General features: G+C 70.1%; 21 protein-coding genes. 6 read left to right on the forward strand and 15 right to left on the reverse strand.

Annotated features, from left to right (window positions below; all coding sequences use genetic code 11):
* Positions 1–561: 561 nt before the first annotated feature.
* From ACFY0P_RS27955 to panD, 3 genes are read right to left on the reverse strand one after another with little or no spacing between them, the layout of a single operon-like run.
* Positions 562–1,209 carry an aspartate/glutamate racemase family protein gene (locus tag ACFY0P_RS27955; protein WP_388918655.1) on the reverse strand — a complete coding sequence of 216 codons (648 nt, stop codon included), beginning with the start codon at positions 1,207–1,209 and terminating at the stop codon, positions 562–564.
* Positions 1,210–1,219: 10 nt separating this feature from the next.
* Entirely contained in the window at positions 1,220–1,564 is a 345-nt protein-coding gene (locus ACFY0P_RS27960) for a GNAT family N-acetyltransferase (RefSeq protein ID WP_388918658.1), read from the reverse strand.
* A 21-nt stretch (positions 1,565–1,585) separates the two neighbouring features.
* A complete protein-coding gene (gene panD / locus ACFY0P_RS27965) occupies positions 1,586–2,005 on the reverse strand; it encodes an aspartate 1-decarboxylase (protein ID WP_388918661.1) in 420 nt (139 codons plus the stop codon).
* 379 nt (positions 2,006–2,384) lie between these two features.
* Here panD and ACFY0P_RS27970 point away from each other — a divergent pair, with 379 nt between their 5' ends.
* From ACFY0P_RS27970 to ACFY0P_RS27980, 3 genes are all read left to right on the forward strand, one after another.
* The gene (locus ACFY0P_RS27970) at positions 2,385–3,674 is read left to right on the forward strand and encodes a PP2C family protein-serine/threonine phosphatase (protein WP_388918664.1); all 1,290 of its coding nucleotides are present in this window, start codon (positions 2,385–2,387) and stop codon (positions 3,672–3,674) included.
* Positions 3,675–3,750: 76 nt separating this feature from the next.
* Positions 3,751–5,337 (forward strand): SpoIIE family protein phosphatase, encoded by a 1,587-nt coding sequence (locus ACFY0P_RS27975; protein WP_388918667.1) that lies wholly within the window; start codon positions 3,751–3,753, stop codon positions 5,335–5,337.
* Positions 5,338–5,373: 36 nt separating this feature from the next.
* On the forward strand, positions 5,374–6,237 hold the full coding sequence (locus ACFY0P_RS27980; protein ID WP_388918670.1) for an AraC family transcriptional regulator N-terminal domain-containing protein: 864 nt from the start codon (positions 5,374–5,376) through the stop codon (positions 6,235–6,237).
* Between the two features lie 61 nt (positions 6,238–6,298).
* On the opposite strand, the gene ACFY0P_RS27985 is transcribed toward ACFY0P_RS27980, so the two are convergent.
* Positions 6,299–6,700 carry an STAS domain-containing protein gene (locus ACFY0P_RS27985; RefSeq protein ID WP_388918673.1) on the reverse strand — a complete coding sequence of 134 codons (402 nt, stop codon included), beginning with the start codon at positions 6,698–6,700 and terminating at the stop codon, positions 6,299–6,301.
* A gap of 689 nt (positions 6,701–7,389) precedes the next feature.
* Between ACFY0P_RS27985 and ACFY0P_RS27990 the strand changes: the two genes are divergently transcribed.
* On the forward strand, positions 7,390–7,785 hold the full coding sequence (locus tag ACFY0P_RS27990) for a response regulator transcription factor (RefSeq protein WP_388918676.1): 396 nt from the start codon (positions 7,390–7,392) through the stop codon (positions 7,783–7,785).
* Here the strand turns inward: ACFY0P_RS27990 and ACFY0P_RS27995 are convergent.
* Complete coding sequence (locus ACFY0P_RS27995) at positions 7,763–8,416, reverse strand: response regulator (RefSeq protein WP_388918678.1); 654 nt, start codon at positions 8,414–8,416, stop codon at positions 7,763–7,765. The genes ACFY0P_RS27990 and ACFY0P_RS27995 overlap by 23 nt on opposite strands.
* A 144-nt stretch (positions 8,417–8,560) precedes the next feature.
* Between ACFY0P_RS27995 and ACFY0P_RS28000 the strand changes: the two genes are divergently transcribed.
* A complete protein-coding gene (locus ACFY0P_RS28000; RefSeq protein ID WP_388918681.1) occupies positions 8,561–10,087 on the forward strand; it encodes a HAMP domain-containing protein in 1,527 nt (508 codons plus the stop codon).
* Positions 10,088–10,114: 27 nt separating this feature from the next.
* On the opposite strand, the gene ACFY0P_RS28005 is transcribed toward ACFY0P_RS28000, so the two are convergent.
* The 7 genes from ACFY0P_RS28005 to ACFY0P_RS28035 form a co-directional block, all read right to left on the reverse strand.
* Complete coding sequence (locus tag ACFY0P_RS28005; RefSeq protein ID WP_388918684.1) at positions 10,115–10,780, reverse strand: hemerythrin domain-containing protein; 666 nt, start codon at positions 10,778–10,780, stop codon at positions 10,115–10,117.
* A 453-nt stretch (positions 10,781–11,233) separates the two neighbouring features.
* A complete protein-coding gene (locus ACFY0P_RS28010; RefSeq protein ID WP_388918687.1) occupies positions 11,234–12,208 on the reverse strand; it encodes an antibiotic biosynthesis monooxygenase in 975 nt (324 codons plus the stop codon).
* 5 nt (positions 12,209–12,213) lie between these two features.
* Entirely contained in the window at positions 12,214–14,931 is a 2,718-nt protein-coding gene (locus ACFY0P_RS28015; protein WP_388918690.1) for a molybdopterin-dependent oxidoreductase, read from the reverse strand.
* The gene (locus ACFY0P_RS28020) at positions 14,928–15,755 is read right to left on the reverse strand and encodes an FAD binding domain-containing protein (protein WP_388918693.1); all 828 of its coding nucleotides are present in this window, start codon (positions 15,753–15,755) and stop codon (positions 14,928–14,930) included. The genes ACFY0P_RS28015 and ACFY0P_RS28020 overlap by 4 nt, the downstream gene beginning before the upstream one ends.
* Before the next feature lie 219 nt (positions 15,756–15,974).
* Positions 15,975–16,328: an ATP-binding protein gene (locus tag ACFY0P_RS28025; RefSeq protein WP_388918696.1), complete on the reverse strand. Its 354-nt coding sequence runs from the start codon at positions 16,326–16,328 to the stop codon at positions 15,975–15,977.
* A 196-nt stretch (positions 16,329–16,524) separates the two neighbouring features.
* Entirely contained in the window at positions 16,525–16,884 is a 360-nt protein-coding gene (locus ACFY0P_RS28030) for an STAS domain-containing protein (RefSeq protein ID WP_388918699.1), read from the reverse strand.
* Positions 16,885–17,397: 513 nt separating this feature from the next.
* Positions 17,398–17,832, reverse strand: coding sequence for a MarR family transcriptional regulator (locus ACFY0P_RS28035; RefSeq protein WP_388918702.1), 435 nt, complete (start codon positions 17,830–17,832; stop codon positions 17,398–17,400).
* 200 nt (positions 17,833–18,032) lie between these two features.
* On the opposite strand from ACFY0P_RS28035, the gene ACFY0P_RS28040 reads away from it, so the two are divergent.
* Positions 18,033–19,205, forward strand: coding sequence for a PP2C family protein-serine/threonine phosphatase (locus ACFY0P_RS28040; RefSeq protein ID WP_388918705.1), 1,173 nt, complete (start codon positions 18,033–18,035; stop codon positions 19,203–19,205).
* Positions 19,206–19,415: 210 nt separating this feature from the next.
* On the opposite strand, the gene ACFY0P_RS28045 is transcribed toward ACFY0P_RS28040, so the two are convergent.
* The 3 genes from ACFY0P_RS28045 to ACFY0P_RS28055 form a co-directional block, all read right to left on the reverse strand.
* The gene (locus ACFY0P_RS28045) at positions 19,416–19,862 is read right to left on the reverse strand and encodes a MarR family winged helix-turn-helix transcriptional regulator (protein WP_388918708.1); all 447 of its coding nucleotides are present in this window, start codon (positions 19,860–19,862) and stop codon (positions 19,416–19,418) included.
* Between the two features lie 224 nt (positions 19,863–20,086).
* Complete coding sequence (locus ACFY0P_RS28050; RefSeq protein ID WP_388918711.1) at positions 20,087–20,314, reverse strand: DUF5133 domain-containing protein; 228 nt, start codon at positions 20,312–20,314, stop codon at positions 20,087–20,089.
* A gap of 69 nt (positions 20,315–20,383) precedes the next feature.
* Positions 20,384–20,860: an ATP-binding protein gene (locus ACFY0P_RS28055; protein ID WP_388918714.1), complete on the reverse strand. Its 477-nt coding sequence runs from the start codon at positions 20,858–20,860 to the stop codon at positions 20,384–20,386.
* Positions 20,861–20,910 lie beyond the last annotated feature (50 nt).

Here is a 20,910-nt window from a genome sequence, read left to right on the forward strand (position 1 = left end):
CGCGCCCCTGGGATCGGGGCGAGCTTGACCGTCGGGTGCCGGTGCGTCGTGGGTTCTCGCGCAGTTCCCCGCGCCCCCGAGCCGGGCTGGGGCCGGCGGTCGGGTGCGGGCGCGTCGTGGGTTCTCGCGCAGTTCATCGCGCCCCTGGGATCGGGGCGAGCTTGACCGTCGGGTGCCGGTGCGTCGTGGGTTCTCGCGCGGTTCCCCGCGCCCCCGAGCCGGGCTGGGGCCGGCGGTCGGGTGCCGGTGCGTCGTGGGTTCTCGCGCGGTTCCCCGCGCCCCGCGCGGTTTGCTCAGGTTAGGGGTGGGCCCGGTTCTGGGGTGGGGGTGGGTTCTGGGCCCGGGGGGATCGGGGACGGGTCGGGGGGTGGGGGGGTCGGAGTCGGGGTGGGGGGCGGGGGTGGTGGGGTCGGTTCCGGGGCCGGGGGTGGCTGGGGGGTGGGGACCGGGCTGGGGTAGGGGTCCGGAGGGTGGGGGTCTGGGGCGGGGGCTGGGTGTGGATTCGTCATGGTGTCCTCCGGCCAGTGGCTCGATGTCACCTCTGGGGGTCTACTGCGCCACCTACCCGACCGACGCCCGCGCACTCCTCGCAGCCGCCGCCAGGCCCGGACGGGGGCTGGACAGCATCGGGACCGCCGTGGTCGTGAATCTCGCCGCCGAGGTCATGGAGGCCTGGGCCAGGACGATCACGTCGGCGTCGGTCACGGCGTCCGCCACGGCTGCCACCAGGCGGGCGCATCCCTCGACGTCTCCGGCCTCGAAGCGGGTCCAGGCGTCCGGTACGACCTGGGCGCGGGCGTGGATCGGGCGGTCCGCGCGGCGGGCCTCGTCGTCGAGCAGGGCCAGAGTGGGCGGCAGGGTGCTCTCGACCGTCGCCAGGACGGCGATGCGGGGGCCCGCCGCCACCGCCGCAGCCGCCATCGGACGGTCGCCCCGGACGACCGGCACGCCGACCTCGCCGCCCGCCCGCTCCGCCACCGCGCCGATCGTCGAGCAGGTGCAGAGGACGGCCCGCACGCCGTCGTTCGCCGCTGCTCGGTGGAGGGCCGCGGCGACGTCCCCGGCCACCGCTTCGGGGCCCTCCCGGCGGGCCCGGGCCAGGAGGTCCGGGACCACGGAGTGACGTAGCTCCAGGCCCGGGTGGTGCTCGTCGCGCAGGGCGTCGAAGACGGGGACGTGGAGGGGTGAGGTGTGGAGGAGGGCGAGCACGTGCGGGCCCTCAGAAACGGCCGGGGTGGGCGACCAGCCATTCCTTGGCCGCGCGCAGCAGTTCGGGGTCCGGTGCCGGGGCCACGTCGGGGTGGCGCTCGGCCCACCTGACGACGTACGGGCAGAGCGGGGCCACCGGGGTCTCCTCGCGCTCGGAGATCGCGTACAGCTCGCGGGCGAGGGAGCCCGCGATGCCCTTCCCCTCGTGCTCCGGCTCCACGATGGTGTGGACGGGCACGAGGGCCCGGGAGGGCGACTCCAGGACGAAGTACTCGATGTGGCCGACGACTTCGTCGCCGGCGACCGCCTCCAGACGGCCGGCCGCCCGGTCGTCGCGGATCTCGATGTCGCTCATGTCGCCCTCCTGGTCCTTCGGTCAGGCCGGCACGGCCTGCGGGCTGCGCTGCTGGTCCGAGCCCGGTACCGGCTCGGACGGGTCGGCGCCGAGGGCCACGACCCGGTTGCCGTGGTCGACGTGCACGACCCGCGGCCGAAGCGTACGCGCCTCGGCGTCGGTGACCTGAGCGTAGCTGATGATGATCACCAGGTCGCCGGGGTGGACGAGATGGGCGGCCGCCCCGTTGATCCCGACGACCCCGGAGCCCCGCTCGCCCTCGATGACGTACGTCTCCAGCCGGGCGCCGTTGGTGATGTCGACGATGTGGACCAGCTCCCCGGGCAGCAGGTCGGCGGCGTCGAGGAGGTCGGCGTCGATGGTCACGGATCCCACGTAGTGCAGGTCGGCCTGGGTGACGGTGGCGCGGTGGATCTTGGACTTGAACATGGTACGAAGCACGGAGATACTCCCGGTTTGACTGCTCCCTGCCTGCTTTTTGCAGGTCAAGGGCGATGTTCGGAGGCTACATCGGGATGGCGATCGCCCGGAAGGGCACTTCGGCCGGCGCGGCAAGGGGAACGGCGCAGCATCGTGCCTTCGACCGGATCACCGTGCACAGCTCCGCCCCCGAGGCTCCCGGAGGTGGCGAGGTAGCCGACGTTCGAATTCCGTAATGCCTATGTGCGGCGTCCCCACTTGACCCGGCCCTGCGTCCGGCGCACATTGGACTCCGCATAGCGGAAATGGATTACCGCCATACGGTAAGAAGGCGTCAAGCAAACAGTAAGGACGGGGACGGTTTCCGCCGTGGCGTACCGGACGTGACCAGGCGCAGAACGTGATCACCGCCTACGGACGGCCGGCACGCCGAATCCAGGCGCTCACGAGATCGCCCCTCGCAGGATCACCCATGAAATTCTTTGCTCGCGATGTCTCAGTGCCTGGCCCTGACAGCCTCCTGCCCGAAGGAGTCGGACAGCGGTGGCGAAGCCGCCTCCGACCCCGCCTCGCAGGGCACGGTCGGCCCACGGCCGAGGGCACGCGAGCGTATCTGGCGCTTCCTCTCCTGCTGATCGCCGCGATCACCCTGGCGGCGTCCTTCGCCCCCCTGGCCATTCATCTCTCACCGCTGCTCGTAGCGGCCCCCACCTGCACCGCGGCGGTCGCGCGGATACGCTTCACGGTCGCCATGGCGCTCACCGCCAGTGCGGCAGCGGTCCTCATCGACTGGCACGACGGTCTGGTGCGTTCGCCGTTGCTGCCCATACACATCGGCGCTCTGCTGGCGGTCTCGGGCTCCGCCGTCGCCGCTCGCGCAATGCGCGATCGCGATCTGAGAGAACTCACCCAGGTGCGCGCTGTGTCCGAGGCGGCCCAGCGGGTTCTGTTGCGGCCCATCCCGCGCACATTGGGTCCTCTGCGCATCGCGTGCATGTACCGGGCGGCCACCGCGCACGCCCTGGTGGGCGGCGACCTGTACGCGGCCGTCCGCAGCGGCCATACGACCCGCTTTCTCATAGGCGACGTCCGCGGCAAGGGTTTGCCGGCTGTCGAGGACGCCTCCGCCCTGCTCGGTGCCTTCCGCGAGGCAGCCCATGAGCACGGGACACTCCCGAAGCTGGCGGCCTCCCTGGAACGCAGCGTCCGCAGACACCTGGCCGCAATGAGCGAGAGGGACCCCCACAGTGCCGAGCGCTTCATCACCGCTCTGCTGGTCGAACTTCCCGACGCAGAAGACACCGTCAGGATCGTGAGCTGCGGACACCCTCCGCCGCTGCTCAGGCAACGCGGCGGGGTGACCCTCCTGTGTGCGAACCGGCCTGCTCCGCCACTCGGACTGGCCGGAAGCACCGCCGAGGCATTCCCCCTCGACACGTTCGCGTTCTTTCCAGGCGACACCTTGTTGCTCTACACCGACGGACTCGTCGAGGCCCGCGACGCCACCGGGACGTTCTACCCCGTCCTCGAGCGTGCTGCCACGTGGACCTGGTGCTGCCCGCACAGCCTCCTGCAGCACATCGGCCAGGATCTCAGCACCTATGCGGGCCGACACCTGGACGACGACCTCGCCATGGTGGCCGTCCACTGCCCTGCCCACTCGTCTCGTTCCCCGGAGGCCGCCGCGTGATCCGCATCAGGCCGGCGCGGACGACAGAGCCCTGTGCGTCACACCAGAGACCAACCATGAAGGGACAGTGACAAGGATGGCCACTGCACGACGTCTACTGTGCCGGCCGAGCTCGCTGCTCGTCATCTACCTGAGCGCCATATGCGCGGTCCAATTGGGCGTCTCCACCGGTGGCTTGGTCCGCTGGTCCGACTACTCGGTGCTGGTCCCCCTCGTGGCCGCCGCCCTGCTCCCCGTTCGCCGGACCCTCTTCATCGGGGGCGCGACGCTGGTGGCCAGTGGGGCCGTCTACGGCTTGGCGATCCACGGGGTCTCCGAAGGAGGCCGTGCGGTCGTGATCTCCGCCGCGGCGCTGTCCTTCGGCCTGAGCCTTGTGATCTGCCGGACCCGCCTGCGCCTGCAACGCCGGCACTGCGTCCGGGCGGAACAGGCCGTGGTGAGCGTCGACAGTCCAGCAATCACCTCAGAGGCGAGGCACACCGCGGACGGCGCACCCGGCGACGCGCTTCCGTTCTCGGTGACGGACCGGCCACCGTCCCCGCTGCCGCAGCCCGCGGCGGTGGAGCTCGCCGGTTCCGGCATGGCCGACAACAGCACAGCCAGGCCCAGAGCCCACTGGCTCGACGTCATACCACTGCCAGGCGCCCGGGTCGCGCTGGTCGCGGGATCCGTCACCGACCACGGGAGTCACACGCCCGCGATCGCCGCCGAACTCCGCTCCGCGGTACGCACACTGGCCGACATCGACCTGCAACCGGAGGAACTCCTCACCCACCTGGAGGATGTACTGACCCGGCTGCGGCCCCAGCACGACGTGGTCGGGCGCGACGCGAGCGCAGCCGGTACCACCGCCCATTGTCTGTATGCCGTCTACGACCCCGTCTCCGCGCGCTGCACCCTCGCCAGTGCCGGGTATCCCGCGCCGACCGTGATCAGGCCCGACGGCCCGGCCACCACCGTGGAGATCCCTGTCGGCCTGCCGCTCGGACATGCCCGACCGCCCGCGGAGGCCGCCGAGGTCGCGCTCCCCGAAGGCAGTGTGCTCCTGCTGTACGCGCACACCCCCGGGACACCTGAACCGGCAGGCTGGACCGGTGGGACTGCGTGGCCCGAGGCGGTTGCCGGATGTCAGCGCAGCCTGGACGCCCTCTGCCACCGCGCCCTCGACGCCCTCGTATCCGGTGGGGGTTACGTCCAGGCCGACGTACTCGCGGCCCGCACACATGCCTTCGACGGCAGCAACGTCGGTGCCTGGGAGCTCTCAACCGATCTCGCGGCCGTCTCGCAAGCTCGTCAGCACGTCTCAGGGAAGCTCGCCGCGTGGGGACTTGAACAGGCCGCACCCACCATGGAGCTCGTCGCCAGCGAGCTCGTCACCAACGCGATCCGCCATGCTCACCCTCCTGTCCGACTGCGCCTGATCCGACACGGCGCCGGATTGACCTGCGAGGTCTCCGACGGCAGCAGCACCTCCCCGCATCTGCGGCGAGCCCGCACCTTCGACGAGAGCGGTCGGGGGCTGTTCATCGTCGCTCAGCTCACCAGGCGCTGGGGCATACGCCACCATTCCCACGGCAAGACCGTCTGGGCGGAAGAAGAACTTCCGACGCCGGAACAAGCCCCCAGCGACCATCACACCACCTCTGCGCCCTTGGGCGCCTAGCCCTGTGCTGAGCCTCGTCGCGTTCGGAGGTTGAGGATGGAGCTTCTGCAGGAGCTGCGCACGCTGATCCTTGAACACGTGGGAGACGGCGGCCGCAGCGCCACGGTTGTCGACGGCGTGGCCGTTGCGGTCGTGAACGAACCTACTCCGCCGGTCGTTGCCCCCGTGCCCGGGCCCACCCTGGCGATCGTGGCTCAGGGCACCATGCGCACAGTGTTCAACGGCCAACCGTACGAGTACGGCGCCGGGAAGTACGTGATCGCCTCGCTCGACCTGCCGTCGACCAGCCAGGTCGTCCAGGCAGACCATGACGAACCGCTCACGATCTTCATCATGGACCTCCGACCGCAGGCCATCGCGTCGCTGCTGCTCGAGACGGACGAGGCGGGCACGCCCCCCACCGACAGGGAATTCTTCGTCACGGACGCCACGGCAAAGCTGCTCGACCCCGTCGTACGACTGCTGCGAGCCGCTCGCTGCCCCGACGACCTGCGAGTTCTCGGCCCGGCATACCAACGCGAGATCCTCTGGCGGCTGATCACCGGAAACCAAGGCGGCGTCATACGGCAGATCGGCCTGGCCAACAGCAGCGTCGCACACATCGCCCGGGCCATCGACTGGATCCGCCAGCACTATCACGAACCGCTCAACGTCACCGACCTCGCCCGCCTGTCCGGCATGAGTACGTCCTCGTTCCACCGGCACTTTCGCGCAGCGACGTCGGCCACACCGATCCAGTTTCAGAAGACGATACGTCTGCAAACCGCCCGTACGCTTCTGTGGGCCCGCACGGGGAACGTCACGGCGATCGCTCACCGCGTCGGCTACGAAAGCCCGTCCCAGTTCCACCGGGACTACCGAAGAATGTTCGGGACTTCCCCCGGGCGCGATACGCAATGACCTGACGTTCACGGCTTTCCGCCGGGCCGCTGCGGCGGCCCGGCAGTGACGAGCGACTCGGTCAGCATTCCTCCGCCATCGGTCGGCAGCGGTGGTCGCAGAGACGCGGTGCCGGGGGGTATGCGGGTGGATGGTGAGCCGGGTCGGCGTCGCCTGTCGACGACGCGCTATGAGGAATCAGCTGGTTGAAGCGCAGCACTTTGACGACCATCGGGTGATCGGCTAGCAGCGTCAGCCGGCCCCCGGCCTCATGGATGCGGCGGGCGGCGGTGGTCAGAGGACGTGCTCCTGCGCAGTCCAGGAAGGTGACCTGCCTCAGGTCGATGACGACCTCGGGACGGGTGCCGCTGCTTGCGGCGGTGAAGATCGCCTCGGTGTGGGCAGCGCTGGCGACGTCCAATTCACCGGCGGCGGTCACCACAATCGGCCGAGTTCCGACAAAGACGGTACAGACGGCTGGCACGTACTTTCTCCTCTACGAGTGAGGCATCTACGAACACGTCAAAGCTATGGACAAAGTCACGCCGTCGTCATGGCAGTCAGCACCCATCCGCTCTTTCCTGCCAGCACCACCAGGCAGGAAGCCGCCAGTATCGTGCACGCACAGAGCAGGATCGTTCTCCCTCCTTTCGCCTTCCCTGTGGTGGAATTGACGGACTGATAGCCGGAAGCGCGGCTGTTGACCCGAGAGTTCGCTTCCAGGCACCTCCCGGTCGACTTTGAACGGCACTCCGAGGTAAGGCAGTGATTCGAGCGCACACGCAGCGAGCACGGCATGGCACCCATGCCTGAGGCCGACCCGGCTCTGCGTACCTGCACTGGCCGGCCATGCGGGGATGTGCCGTCGCCTGCCGGACCGTCATGCCCTCGGCCGGCAACGCCCGACCCACGCTCACGGCGAACCGGCGCCGGTCCGTGCACCCGGCGGCAACTCCCACGCTCCGACCGGCTTCGCCACCGTCAGCCGCTGCGTCGTCCGCCTTCGAGAGACAGGACCAGCCGTGCCGTACGGGATTCCGGCAGGGGGACTCGGAGGCGGCGCTCGTGGACCCGCTTCGGCTGCGCCGCGACGTCGAGTTCCTCGCTGCTCAGCCACGCAGTCGGCGTCGGGCAGCGAACACCCTCCGGGAGTCTGGATACATGATGCGTTGCATGATCGTCGATGACTGTCCCGACTTCCTCCGAGCCGCGCACTGTCTGCTCAAGGGCCAGGGCATAGAAGTCGTGGGCATGGCATCCGACAGCGCTCAGGCATTGCGGCAGGCTGAGCAACTCAAGCCGGACGTGGTGCTGGTCGACATCGATCTGGGTGGCGAGTGCGGTCTGGAACTGGCCGGCCGAATGCGACTCGAGACCGGCCCATCTCCCCCGCTGGTCATTTTGATTTCGGTCCACGCCGAGGACGAATACGCAGGCATGATCGAGGAGAGTGCCGCAGCCGGCTTCCTGGCGAAAACCGCTTTGTCGGGCAATGCCATTCGCGCCCTGCTCGCCGCAGCGAACGAGGATCACCATGACAGTTCGATCATCTGGCCTCCAGAAAGGTGATGACCGCCCGCACACGACGGTGGTCGTACTCCGTTTCCGGCAGGTTCAGCTTCGCCAGGATATTGCGTACATGTTTCTCCACCGTTCCTTCGGCGACCCACAACCGGCGGGCGATACCGGCATTGGAGCGCCCCTCGGCCATCAACTCCAGCACCTCGCGTTCCCGGGTGCTGAGTGCGGCCAGCGGATCCTCCCTACGACGGGCGGACACCAGTTCCTGCACCAGGGCAGGATCCAGCGCCGATCCACCCCTGGCGATCCGCTGCATCGCTTCCAGGAAATCCTGGACGTCACTGACGCGGCTCTTGAGCAGGTAACCGATACCGTGCCCGCGGTCGAGGAGTTCCAACGCGTTCTCCACCTCGACATACGCCGAGAGGACCAAAATGCCCATGTCAGGGAACTCCTGCCGGATGGTGCGCGCTGCGTCCAGACCTTCGGTCGCCTGTCCGGGCGGCATCCGGATGTCCAGTATCACCAGATCCGGCGTGACTCTCCGTACCAGGTCGAGCAACTGGACGGCGTCTGCGGCCTTCCCCAGCACCGTGCAGCCCGCGCGCTGCAGCAGGCTGGCCAGACCTTCGCGAAGGAGGACATCGTCCTCGGCGAGGACGACGCGCAGGTGCGTCATGGCCGGTCCGCCCTCGCTCGGCCGGCCGCCGACGCCGGACCTCGAGCTTCCTGACCTCATGTTCAACATTGTCCTTGAGCCTCGTCCAGCGAGCACGCTGTAAGAGGTTCGTGCAACACCTGTCTCTTCGACAGGGAGGTATCAGTGCATCCACTCGCCTCCCAACCCAGGAAAGCCGGCGGGAACAAGGGCGTCGTACGCCGCTTGATCGTCGCGAGCAGCCTCCTCGTGCTCCCCCTCTGCACGGCTTTCGCCATCCTGTTGCACTCGGTTACCGACCTGCGCGCCATCCACCAGCTGGCACAGAAGTCAGAGGAAGTGCGCATAGTGGCAAGCCAGGTGGAGCAACAGGTGCTCGACTTCGAGACGGACTTGCACAGCTATGCCCTGACCAGGCAGCCGCAGTACGTCGAGCGCTGGCAGAATTCTGTGGCCGCCTTCCCCAAAGAGGCCGACGCGCTGAAACGCCTGACCGAAGGCGACCCTGGACAGCTGGCCCGGGCGGAGTGGATCCAGAACAGGTGCACCGCATACATCAAGGAATACTCCACGTCTTTGGCGAACGCCGCGAAGTACGACAGTTCCCCGAGAGAGCGGTCCGCCCTGAACGGAGCGGACAACCGCCGTTTCCAGGTAATTCTGGACGGGTTTCACGACATCGTGGCCACCGAGCAGAACATGGCCAAGAAAAGGGAGGAACATGCCGCGACGCCCACCGACCAGGCTGTCGCCGCCACCATCGCCGGCCTGACCGGATCGGTGGTGACCACCATCGGGGTCGCGGGCTACGTCATCAGGGCAATCGTGCATCCCGTGCGCCGAACTGCCGCCATGGCCGACCAGCTCGCCAACGGGGACCTGACCGCCCGTACACCGGAAACAGCGGTCGGTGAGATCGGGCTCCTGGAGCGCAGCTTCAATCGCATGGCCGACTCGCTGCAACAAGGCCATGCGGAACTGTCCACGTCACGCTCCAGGATTCTCGCGGCCACCGACCAGGCACGGCGCAGCATCGAACGTGATCTGCACGACGGCACCCAGCAGCGGTTGGTGGCGCTTCTGCTGGAATTGCAGGTGGCCGAGCGCACGGTCCCTGCGGACCAACGGGAACTGAGGACCAGGATCTCCGGGGCCGCCGAAGCCCTCAAAGGGGTACTGGACGACCTGCACGAGCTCTCCCGTGGCATTCATCCGGCAGTCCTCACCCGGGGAGGTCTGGCCCCCGCACTCAGGGCTCTGGCCCGTCGCTCACCGGTTCCGGTGGAACTCGATGTGGATGTTCCGCGGAGGCTGCCCGAGCCGATCGAGGTGGCGGCCTACTACGTGGTCTCCGAGGCGCTGACCAACACCGCGAAGCATGCCCACGCATCCTACGTCCAGGTCTGCGCGAGGACCGGCCACGGCCTCCTGTGCCTGTCCGTTCACGACGACGGCGTCGGAGGCGCCGCACCGGAGAGCGGCTCGGGGCTGGTCGGTCTCACCGACCGGACGAGGGCCCTCGGCGGGATACTCGACCTCCACAGCCCCGCGGGACAGGGTACGACTCTGCGAGCGCACCTTCCCCTGACCGAGGCACAGCCGGCGGATCCCTCACCTCCCCATGGCTTCCCCGGCCGAGCCCCTGCGCGGACTGAACGGCCCGTGGAGGACGGCGGCAAGCTGAGCCGGTGACAGGAGGCCGGTCGTGCGTGGCCGGCCTCAGGCATGGGCGCCGAACCGTGCCGGTGTGGGCGTGCCGTGGACGCGCTTTGCGTGGGCGGCGTAGCGCCGGCGGCCCAGAATGGGAACCAGCAGCCGCACGGGCAGCGGCGCGTGGGCGAGTACCGCCTGGACGACGGCGGGGTCCCCCTCGTACATGGCCATGCCGAATGCCAGGGGCAGGTCCCTTTTCGGGGATGCGGCCATGCCGTGCTCGCCCAGTTCTTTCCACTCCGCGGCGGTCACATACTTCTCACACAGCGGCAGGATCTGGTTCTCCTCCCTTGCCATGTGCTCCAGGAGCACGGTCAGCAGCAGTTCGAAGGCATGGGTCAGCACCTCGCCGCCCTCCCCGGTGGAGCGCCAGGCGGGCAGCAGCCCGACTGCCTCGGCGTGGGCCTGGTCGATGGCCCGGTGCTGCTCCTGCATCGCGGGGACGATGGACGCGACCTCCTCGCCACCACGCCGGAGGAGCCTGGGCCACAGCAGCATGTCCTCGCCTTCGTGATGGGTGTGGAGGATGCGGCACAGGAGTTCCGCATGTGCGCCTATGACGTCGGCGCGCACGGTGTCGCCCGGAGCGACGTCCCGGATCAGCTGCGGAAGCAGGCGGAACTCGCGGCGCAGCGCGGTGTGGGCCATGTACATGTCTCGTACATCGGCCATGGGTTCGTTGACGGTCGGATTCACTGCCCTACCTCGGAGTGCCGTTGAAAGTCGACCGGGACGGCGAGCTGTCGGGCCTTGTCCCGGCGCGGGGGTGCTCGTTCGCGGTGTCGGCGCGGAGCGACATCGGGTTCCGCCACGTTCAGGCCTGGCCCCCTGCGCGCTCCCATACGATCACGCGCTCCGGCGAGACGGGGAGAACGATCCTGTCGTCCGTGTGCCCGATACGGTCGACTTCGCGCCCGGCCCGCTTGGTCACCGTCGCGATGCCGAAGGTGCGTGTCACGCAGGCGGGCGACGGCGTGCAGACGGGCCACGCCAACCGAAGAAGCCGCTCTGGTGGCCAGGGTGGAGAGAAGCCGAGGCGGCCGGGATCTCCGCTGCCACGGCGGCGATGATCAAGGGCGGTCGCCGGAGCCACCTCGCTTCGCGCGTCCGGTCGGCAGGCACCGGTCAGGGCAGGGTCCACCACCGGACCGTGACGAGGTAGACGACGGCGGCCCAGAAGACCATCGCCGCAGCGACGACAGCGAGGCCGCGGAGGTTGGTCCTGGCCGGCGGTTCGTCCGCGGGTGGCCGCAGCCAGCGCCCGAGCAGCGGGTTCACGTAGTAGGGCATGGTCAGGAAGCTCATGATGAAACTCGACAGCAGGTTGCCCACGAGCAGGCCGATCCAGAGCCGCAGGTGCAGGGGGGACAGCGCGAGCGTCAGCAGCACGACGGTCGGGTACAGGCCGACCCAGATGGCGAGGGAGGTCCTGGTCTCGGAGGGCGGCGGCGGTGTCTCCCTGCCGTTGTCCCCGAAGGCGAACCAGCTGCCGAACGAGTTGTCGATCGTACGGAGGCTGTAGTCGCTGAACTTCTCGCCCTCGGCCAGGGCCTCCCGCCGCTGGGGCGACGTCAGCCAGGCGTCGAGGTGCTCGGCGCTGTCGTAGCAGTACAGCGTGGTCCATTCCTCCTGGAGCCCCTCGACGGGGCGGAAGAGTTCGGTCCCGCGGAACCCCTCGAACCTGCTCTCCTCCTGGACCATGTGCTGCTGCCAGGCGAGGAAGTCGTCGACCTGGTCCGGGGGGACGCGGTGGGTGACCACCACGGTGACCAGCGGATCCAGTGACCGGGTGCCGCTGCTGACCACCTGCTGGGTCGCCGGGCCGTCGAAGTACCGGGCACCGGCGTCGAGATACGCCTGTCTGGTCCCGCTGTTGATCCACGCCTGCAGATGCGCCACCGAGTCGAACCGGTACACGACGACCCACTCGGGTTGCAGCGGTGTCGGCGGGGAGATCTCGGCGCCGAGGAAACCGGGGTAGCAGGCGGCCGCGGCGTTGAGGCGCTCCTGCCACGACTCGAACTCCCGGTCCATCCCGGGCAGGACCTTCTGACCGATGATCGCCGTCGCCGCGGCGGCTACGTTCTGTTCGGTGTTCATGCGGCTCAACCTGCCGATACCGACTGCTCCGCGGGGAGTCGGCCGTAAATGCGTTCCGGAGTCAGCGGCAGCGCCCGGTAGCGGACGCCCGTCGCGTCCTGTACCGCGTTCGCGAGCGCGGGGGCCACCGGGTTGATGCAGCACTCCGCCATCCCTTTGGACCGCATGGGCCCCACCGAGTCCGCCGAGCCGACCAGGAGGACCTCGGTGCGCGGGACGTCGGCGTAGGCGGGGATGCGGTAGTTCCGGAGGTTCGGGTTGACCATGACGCCGTTGTCGTCGACCTGATGGTTCTCGGTCAGCGCGAAGCCGATTCCCTGGGCGACACCGCCCTCGATCTGGCCCCGGACCTGCGCCGGGTTGATGATCACCCCGGCGTCCGCCGCCTGCACGCTGTACAGGATCCGGATCTCGCCCGTCACCCGGTGCACGGCCACCCGGAACCCCTGCGTGTTGGAGGTGACGCTCCGGGGCGAGCCGTACGCCTTGCGTGCGGCGGTGAAACGGATGCCACGCGTCCGGGCCAGCGCGACGAGTTCGGCCAGCGGCACCCGCCGGTCGCCGCAGACGACACCGTCGTCGTCCATCGCGCACATCACCACGTGCACGCCCGTGCAGGCTGCCGCGAATTCCAGGATGCGGTCGCGCACGGCGCCGGCCGCCCGTAGCACGGCGTTGCCCGCCACGAAGAGGCCCGCGCTCGCGAAGGCTCCGGTGTCGAATCCGGTGCGGTCGGTGTCGGACTGCACCAGACGGATCCGGGACGGCGTCGTGCCCAGCTGGGCGGCCGCGATCTGGACATGCGCCGTGGCGGTTCCCTCCCCGAACTCGACGGTGCCGACGGCCAGTTCGTAGACGAGGTCGTCGCCCAGGGTGACCCAGGCCTCGGAGAGGTGTTCCGTCGGGGGCGCGGTCTCGTGCAGGGAACTCGCCACGCCGGCTCCGACGAGCCACTCCGGGCCGGGAGGCGGCCGGTCCGCCGTACGGGCCAGGGCGGCGCCCACCAGGTCGAGACACGTGGCCAGTCCGTCCTCGGTGAAGATCACGTCGTCGGGGCCGTCGTGCAGGGCGACCAGGGGCTCACCCGGCCGCACGATGTTGCGTCGGCGCAGCTCCAGGGGGTCGATGTGCAGGGCGCGGGCCAGTTCGTCCATCGCCGACTCCACGGCGAACGCCGGCTGTGTCATGCCGTAGCCGCGCAGCGCCCCGCTCGGCACGGTGTTCGTGTAGACGGAGTACGCGTCGTACTTCTTGTTGGGGCAGCGGTAGATCATGACGGCGGCCCCGCCCGCGTACAGCGTCTCGCCGCCGTGGTTGCCGTAGGCGCCGGTGTTCGACACGTTGCGCACCTGGACGGCGGTGAGCGTTCCGTCCGACTTCGCGCCGAGCTTGACCGTGAGCGTCATCGGATGCCGGGGCGAGGCCGTGGTGAACTCCTCCTCACGGGTGAACTCGAGGCAGGTGGGCCGCCCCGTGTCCAGGGTGGCGAGCGCGACCAGGTCCTCGGTGATCACCTCCTGCTTGCCGCCGAACCCGCCGCCGACACGCTTGCAGAACACTCTCAGCCGGTCCGGGCGCAGCGCGAACAGGTACGCCAGTTTGACCTTCGCGATCGACGGCGACTGCGAACTGGTGCGGACGTTCAGCCGGCCGTCCTGCATCCAGGCGATCGAGCCGTGGGTCTCCAGGTGCGCGTGCTGTACCCGCGGTGAGACGTACGTGCCTTCGTGGACCACGTCGGCCGCGGCGAATCCGGCGTCGACGTCGCCGATGTGCGAGTGGAGTTCGAGCAGGATGTTGTGGGCGGGGTCGCGGACGAACGGATCCTGGGAGCCGTGCAGCCGGGGAGCGCCGTCGGCCATCGCCGCCTCCGGGTCGAACACCGCCGGCAGCACCTCGTACGCGACCGTCAGACGCCGGCAGCCCTCCTCCGCCGCGCCGACCGTGTCCGCCAGGACCGCGGCGACGCGCTGCCCGGCGAAGCGGACCGTGTCGTCGAGGACGCGGGTGTCGTCCGGGTCGACCAGGTGGTCGGTGTGGATCGCCGTGGTGAAGCGTCTGCGGGGTACGTCCTCCCAGGTGTAGACCCGGTGCACACCGGGCACCGCGAGGGCAGCGCGCCTGTCGATCGAGAGGATCCGGGCGTGCGCGTGGGGTGAGTGGAGCACCTTGAGGTGCAGCATGCCGTCGATGTGCGTGTCCATGGTGAACTCGGCGTGCCCCGTCACCACGTCGTGGCCCGCGGGCGCGCCGACGCTCGTCCCGACGGCCTTGCCCGGGGCTGCCGTCTCGACCGCTGCGACGCCTTTCACGGCGTCCTCGATCGCCCGGTATCCCGTGCAACGGCACAGGTTGCCCTTCAGCGCGCGGGGCAGGTCCGCCTTCTGGTCCTCGGTGAGGGCCGCCGACGTCATGATCATCCCTGCGGTGCAGAAGCCGCACTGGAAGCCGGGGGCGTCCTCGAACCGCCGTTGCATCGGATGCGGGGCGCCGGGCCTTCCGAGGCCCTCGATCGTGGTCACCTCACGGTCCTCCGCGCGGAACGCGGGGGTGATGCAGCTGTGCACGGGGGTGCCGTCCAGCCACACCGTGCAGGCGCCGCAGTCGCCGGCGTCGCAGCCCTTCTTGACGCCGAAGTGGCCGAGTTCGCGCAGGAAGGTGCGCAGGCACTGGCCGGGGGCCGGCTCCCGGTCGAATGTCCGTCCGTTCACGAGGTAGGTCATGGCGGGTCCCCAGCCGTGAGTTCACGGCGGATCTCTTCGGCGAAGTGCCGGGTCAGATGCCTGCGGTGGTCGGGGGTTCCGTTGGGATCGGCGAACCAGACGTCGGGCGGTACGGCGTCGATGGTCTGCCGCAGGGTCCGGGCGTCGGGCAGGGAGCCGAACACGATGCGGACCGGCCGTGTGGTGCCGGCCGTGACGGTGAGCGCCAGGTCACCCGCTCCCGGCCGTTGCGTGCCGACGAGGAACACCGTCGAACGGCCGAGCCGGGTCAGCGTGAAGCGACGGTGCGCGGTGCGTCCGCGCAGCGCGCGCTCGGGGAGGGTGACGCGCCGGAGGAGCTCCCCGGGGGTGAGGACGTTGCGGTGGTCGCCGGTGACGAAGTCGACGGCGTCGACGAAGCGCACGGAGCCGTCGGGCGCCCACAGTTCGTACCGCGCCTCCAGCGCGACCGTCAGCGTGATCATCGGGCCGGCGGGCAAGGACATACAGATGTTTCCGCCGACGGTCGCCGCGTTCCAGACCTTGAACGAGGACAGGAACGCCTCACAGCTCTTCCGGAAGAGGATTCCGGCGGTCCAGCCCTTCGGCCACGGGAAGGCGTACAGGTCGCGGATGGTGCAGGTGGCGCTGATCTCCAGCCCCTCGTCCGTCAGGACCAGGGGCTCCCAACGCAACGCCGTCAGGTCGATCAGCCGTCGCAGGTCCGGCTGTTCCGTGGAATAGAGCCATGTCCCGCCCGCGAGCCAGGCGTCACCCTCGTGCCACTCCGCGCCTGGCCGCTCGGGCGGTCGCCGGATCACTTCGGTGATGGTGTTGAGGTCCATGAGAGCCGACCTACAGGGAAACAGAACGCGGGAGGGACAACCGTCCTCCGGCACTTCTGACGTGGATCTCCTGCTGATCGAGCAGGGTCCGGCGGGGCCGGATACCTGGTCGCATTTTATCGCAGCACTCGGATCACAACCCGGCCGAGGGCAGCCGACCATGGCCGGCCCACCCCGAAAAGCCGGTTGCCCGGCGGGCGCGCGGGGGCGGCCGCTGCGTCACCCGTTTCCGCGCAGGTCCAGGAGGGCCACGACCCGCTTTCCCGGTGGTGCGGGAACGGTCCACACCTGGCTGCACAGCCGTGCGACCAGACGCAGGCCGTGGCCGCCCGGGCGCGCCGGGTCGCCCTCGTGCGGGGCGGGCGGGGACGGGGAGGTGTCGCGGACGGCGATCACCAGGTGTCCCGCGGCGGGCTCCAGCTCCACCACCAGCTCACCCGGGCCGGGAGCGTGCCGGATCGCGTTGGTGACGAGTTCACTGACCACGAGCTGGGCGTCCTGGCTCGTCCGGTGGTCGGGACGGAGTCCCTGACGGGCCAGAAAGGCGCGTACCGCGTGTCGCGCCTCGGCCATGGACGCGCAGGCTCCGCCCCAGGCCACACTGCACCGCCCCGGTCGCCCGAGAGCTCCTTCATCCGCTTCCTGCTTCCTGGTCGGGACGGCCATGAGCATGTCTCCGGGCAGGTTTCGTCCGTGTCGTGCGATCACACCCTGTGCTGGTGATCCCCGGTTCAGGTACCCGTGCCGGCTTCCTTCATGACGGCTTCCTTCATGACGGGTCCGCGCCGTCCCGGCCGGGACGGGCGTCCGTGACGGTGAACAGCTCCGCGGTGCCACTGATCTCCAGGAGCCGGCTGACGGCGGCCCGCAGGGGGCCGACCAGCACGAGGGACCTGCCGTCGGCCTGGTGGCGGTGGCGGGCCCGGATGAGCGCGTTGAGCAGCATGCTGTCGGCGAAGGTGACCGCGGCGAGGTCCACCGCCGTGACGGGCATCGCCGCCCGGTCGGCGGCCTCCCAGGCCCGCTCGAAGTCACCGGCGTGGTCGTAGTCGACCTCGCCTCGCACGGTGAGCACGAAGATCTGCTCACGGCGGTCGATGTGCACGCTCAGGTGGGGAGCCGGGTGCATGGCGCCATCCTCACGTCGCCGGTCCCAGCGGGACGGGTGGGAACGGCCCGGACGTCCGGGCCGTTTTCCCCGGGCGCCGCCACGGACGGGGCGACGATCGTCATGCACTCCCGCTCCGCGGGTACACGGATGGCTGCCGGTTCGCCGGCAGGCGGACGCGACCGTCCGAAGACGGTGCGTGCAGCGCCGGCACGGCCGCCGTGGAAACACGGCCGTCGGGCGCACCGTGCGTCCGGGCCACGGGCCGGGACGTGCTTGCGATCACTTCCGGGTCTCCGGCGTTCGAGACGTACCGCACGGTCTCCGCGGACCGTGCCGAGGAAAGGCAGCCGAAAGGTGTGAGGGCAATCCGAAGAACAGTTGCCGTTTGACAACAATAGCCATGAGGCAACAGAGTAGCCGCGTCGGACGTACACGGGGAAGGACCTGGAATGATCCGGTGGACGGAGACCGCTCCGGGCACCGTCCGCCACCGTCGTGAAGCGGTGGTGGCACCGGTGCCGTGAAGGTTCTTCAGGCGGTCCGGCTGTCGGAGTCCGGAGCCTCGTCGTGTATCTGCGTGGCCGCGGTGGCACAGAACGCCTCCAGGCCCTCCAGCAGGGCAACACGCTTGGCCGCGGGCATGTCGGCCAGCACCTTCTGCAACTCGCTCTCCCGGCGGGCGCGCAGATCGGCGAGGAAGAAGCGCCCCCGGGCGCTGAGATGGAGCCGTACCTCGCGCCGGTCCTCCGGGCTCACCATGCGCTCGACGAACCCCGCGGCCTGGAGCCGGTCACAGAGTCGGCTCGTCGACGGCGGAGTGGAGGCGAGGAACTCGGCGAGGGTGCGCAGGTTGATGCCGTCGTGGTGCTCGAGGATGTGCAGCACGCGCAGCTGGGAGGCGGAGGTGGGCGCGGTCGAGGCCCGCCCCCAGACGACCTCCAGCAGCTCGACGGCCCGCGTGGTCACGCGTGCGACCTCTTCGGGCTCTGGGCGGCGGCGGAAGGCAGTCACGGTCACACTCTCGCAGGCACTGGGGTGCCTCTCAGCGTACTAGCAGCGGCCACCGGCCACGGACACCTCGGGACGACAGACGCGGCTCTTCCCGGAGCCCGGCGCCGCAGCCGGGCCCGCACGTTGTCAGGAGAAAGAATGGTGCACCCCCCATCGTGAACAGATTCGAAACCGCTGAACGCGCTCTGCGCACAGCGGCTCCCCACGAACTGCTGGACGCGGTCCGCGTCGTGCTGACCGAGCGATACGACGCGGCGGACGTCGAGCTGTTCATGGCCGACTACGGCCTGACGGTGCTTCAGCCGGTGTCGGTGGCGCCGCACAACCTGGAGCCGGTCCCGGTGCACGGCAGCGCGGCCGGCCGGGCCTTCGGCTCCCAGACGCCCTACTGCGAGGACGGCCGGGGCCGGCCGGCCCGTGTCCATCTGCCGGTGAGCGTGCGCGGCGACCGGCTCGGCGTGCTGTCCGTGACACTGCGGGGCAGCGAGGCGGCATCCGACCACGTCTCGGAACTCGCCGAGATCGCCGACGCGCTGGCACACGAGGTGGTGGTGGCCGAGCGCGACACGGACCTGTACCTCCAGGCCCGGCGCAAGGACCGGCTCACCCTGGCCGCGGAGATGCAGTGGCACCTGCTGCCCGGCCGCTCCTGTTCCCGGCCCGAGTACGACCTGGCCTGCCAGCTGGAGCCGGCCTACGCCGTCTACGGGGACAACTTCGACTGGTCCGCCACCTCCGACCGGCTGATGGTGTACGTCACGAACGGCATGGGCGAGGGCATAGAGGCGGCCCTGCTGACCAACCTCGCCGTCAGCGCCCTGCGCAACGCGCGGCGTGCCGGAATCGCCATCGAGGACCAGGCGGCCCTGGCCGACCAGGCCGTCTACGCCCACTACCGGGGCCGGCGCTACCTGTCCGTCCTGATGCTGGACCTCGACCTGGCGACCGGCCGGGCCAGCGTGGTGGACGCCGGCTCCCCTCAGCTGTTGCGGCTGCGCGGCGGCACCGTCGAGCGCGTGCCCTTCGAGGCCCAGCTGCCGCTGGGCATGTTCGAGGAGACGGACTACGTGGCGCAGGACTTCGCCGCCGAGCCCGGGGACCGGCTCATCTTCGTCAGCGACGGCGTCCACGCGGTGCACTCGCCCAAGGGCGAGACGTACGGCGAGCGGGCGCTCGCCCGGGCCATCCACTCCACTCGGCTGCTGCCCGCCGCCGAGGTGCCGCGCGCCATTCTGCGCGAGCTGGCGGGTCATCGCGGCGATGCCGCCGTGGCGGACGACGACGCGTTGGTCGTATGCCTGGACTGGCGAGGACGTCAGCCGTCGTGACGTGAGGCGGCGTGCGCTCCGCTGCCGGCCCCCGGCCGACGCCGGAGGGCGGCGGCGCCGGTGTACGTCCTCTTGTACGACCTCTTCAGCGCGGTCGGCGCGGTCGCCGCGGTCGCCGCGGTCGCCGCGGTCGCCGCGGTCGGCACCGGCGCGCACGGCGCCCTCCGGCGGCCCGGGTCAGCCTCTGGGACCGCCGTGACCCCGCGCACGTCAGGGTCCGGTTCCGTCCTCTTCTCCCGGCCTGTCGTCCTGTGCGGCGAGAAACCCCCGGAGCCCTCGCCCGAGGGCCTCGAGTTCGGCCGGCTCCATGGCACCGAGCGCGGCGGCCAGTCTGCGCGACCTGCGCCATGCCACCTCGTCGAGGGCCTGCCGGCCCGGTCTCGTCAGGTGCAGCCGCACCGCGCGCCGGTTGCGCGGATGCAGCTCCCGCTCCAGGAGACCGGCCGCCGCCAGCCGGTCGCAGAGCCGGCTGGCGGCGGGCAGCCCGATGTCCATCCGCACGGCCAGCGCGGTGAGGTTGAGCCCCGGTTCCCCCTCCATGATCCGCAGGGCGCGCAACTGGTGCGGCGACAGACGCACCCGCGCACCCTGCGCGGCGACCGACCACAGGGCCGTCAGGCTCTCCACGGCGTCGGCCATCGACACGGCCAGAGCCATGAGGCCGTCCGACGGCCCGCCCGACGGGCCGTCCCTGGAACCATCACTGAGACCAGTCACGAGGCATCGCCTTCAGACATCGCCCGCCTGTCCATGCAGGTACCACCTTTTTCCCTCGCGGTACCCGACCGACGGCAAGACAAGCCCCGCTGCCCCCTGCCCCCCTCGGCCTGCACAGCATCTGCACGAGTCGCCGGGCGGGCCGGGCGCCCGGTCGTCCGCGGTCAGGCCGAGAGCAGGGAGTCGTCCTCGACGCGGGCACCGGGCAGGCGGTACCGCGCCACGACGAGCGCGGCGTCGACGTCACTGGTACCGGTCGCCACACACAGCGTGTAGGCGATGTCGGCCATCCGCCGGCGTACGGCCTCGTCGCCCTCGTCCGCATGCAGGGTGCGCAGTGTCTCGTACTGCTCGATCAGGTCCGTCAGCACGGCGGGGTGTGCCATGAGCATCGCAAGCCTCCTGCCTGTCAACAGTTCGCGTGGATCACGCAGCGGCCCGCCTGCCCCCGTCCCGGCACTTCATTCCCCCCGTTTCCCGGCCGTCCGGCCGCCGCCACGGGTCGGCTGCCCGAAACCCAGCAGCGGATCGTCGAAGAGCGCGAGCCGGGCGGTGACGCACTTGCCCACCGGCTCACGTCGCGCCTCGAAGCCCTGGACCACCGCCAGCACGATCTCCAGACCGTGCTGGCCCACCCGTCCGGTGTCGGCGGCCCGGGCCAGCGGCAGCGTGGGATCGGTGTCCCAGACCTCGGCCTCCACCATGCCGTCGACGACGCGCAGGTGCAGCAGCACCGGTCCGGGCGCGTACTTCAGCGCGTTGGTGACCAGTTCGCTGACCACCAGCTGTGCCAGGTCCATGGTGCGGGAGGTGACCGGCAGCCCGTGCACGGACTGGGCCCTGGTCAGGAAGTCCAGCGTCCGGCCCCGCGCACTGGCGATACAGCCGTCCGCCCCGTCCAGGGCGATGGTGACGTCGGCGGGCGCGGCTTCCGGCATCCGGGAACACTCCTCGGGCGGGACAGGCTCCGCCCTGCCACTGACATGCG

The organism is Streptomyces sp. NPDC001714 (genome assembly GCF_042892755.1).
Classification (GTDB): domain Bacteria; phylum Actinomycetota; class Actinomycetes; order Streptomycetales; family Streptomycetaceae; genus Streptomyces.

Bases quoted from the DNA above. Each gene is read 5' to 3' on its own strand.
- ACFY0P_RS27960 (WP_388918658.1), bottom strand. From the start codon at position 1,564: ATGAGCGACATCGAGATCCGCGACGACCGGGCGGCCGGCCGTCTGGAG.
- ACFY0P_RS27975 (WP_388918667.1), top strand. From the start codon at position 3,751: ATGGCCACTGCACGACGTCTACTGTGCCGGCCGAGCTCGCTGCTCGTC.
- ACFY0P_RS27980 (WP_388918670.1), top strand. From the start codon at position 5,374: ATGGAGCTTCTGCAGGAGCTGCGCACGCTGATCCTTGAACACGTGGGA.
- ACFY0P_RS27990 (WP_388918676.1), top strand. From the start codon at position 7,390: ATGATCGTCGATGACTGTCCCGACTTCCTCCGAGCCGCGCACTGTCTG.
- ACFY0P_RS27995 (WP_388918678.1), bottom strand. From the start codon at position 8,416: ATGACGCACCTGCGCGTCGTCCTCGCCGAGGACGATGTCCTCCTTCGC.
- ACFY0P_RS28005 (WP_388918684.1), bottom strand. From the start codon at position 10,780: ATGGCCGATGTACGAGACATGTACATGGCCCACACCGCGCTGCGCCGC.
- ACFY0P_RS28010 (WP_388918687.1), bottom strand. From the start codon at position 12,208: ATGAACACCGAACAGAACGTAGCCGCCGCGGCGACGGCGATCATCGGT.
- ACFY0P_RS28015 (WP_388918690.1), bottom strand. From the start codon at position 14,931: ATGACCTACCTCGTGAACGGACGGACATTCGACCGGGAGCCGGCCCCC.
- ACFY0P_RS28020 (WP_388918693.1), bottom strand. From the start codon at position 15,755: ATGGACCTCAACACCATCACCGAAGTGATCCGGCGACCGCCCGAGCGG.
- ACFY0P_RS28025 (WP_388918696.1), bottom strand. From the start codon at position 16,328: ATGGCCGAGGCGCGACACGCGGTACGCGCCTTTCTGGCCCGTCAGGGA.
- ACFY0P_RS28030 (WP_388918699.1), bottom strand. From the start codon at position 16,884: ATGCACCCGGCTCCCCACCTGAGCGTGCACATCGACCGCCGTGAGCAG.
- ACFY0P_RS28045 (WP_388918708.1), bottom strand. From the start codon at position 19,862: ATGGCTCTGGCCGTGTCGATGGCCGACGCCGTGGAGAGCCTGACGGCC.
- ACFY0P_RS28050 (WP_388918711.1), bottom strand. From the start codon at position 20,314: ATGCTCATGGCACACCCCGCCGTGCTGACGGACCTGATCGAGCAGTAC.
- ACFY0P_RS28055 (WP_388918714.1), bottom strand. From the start codon at position 20,860: ATGCCGGAAGCCGCGCCCGCCGACGTCACCATCGCCCTGGACGGGGCG.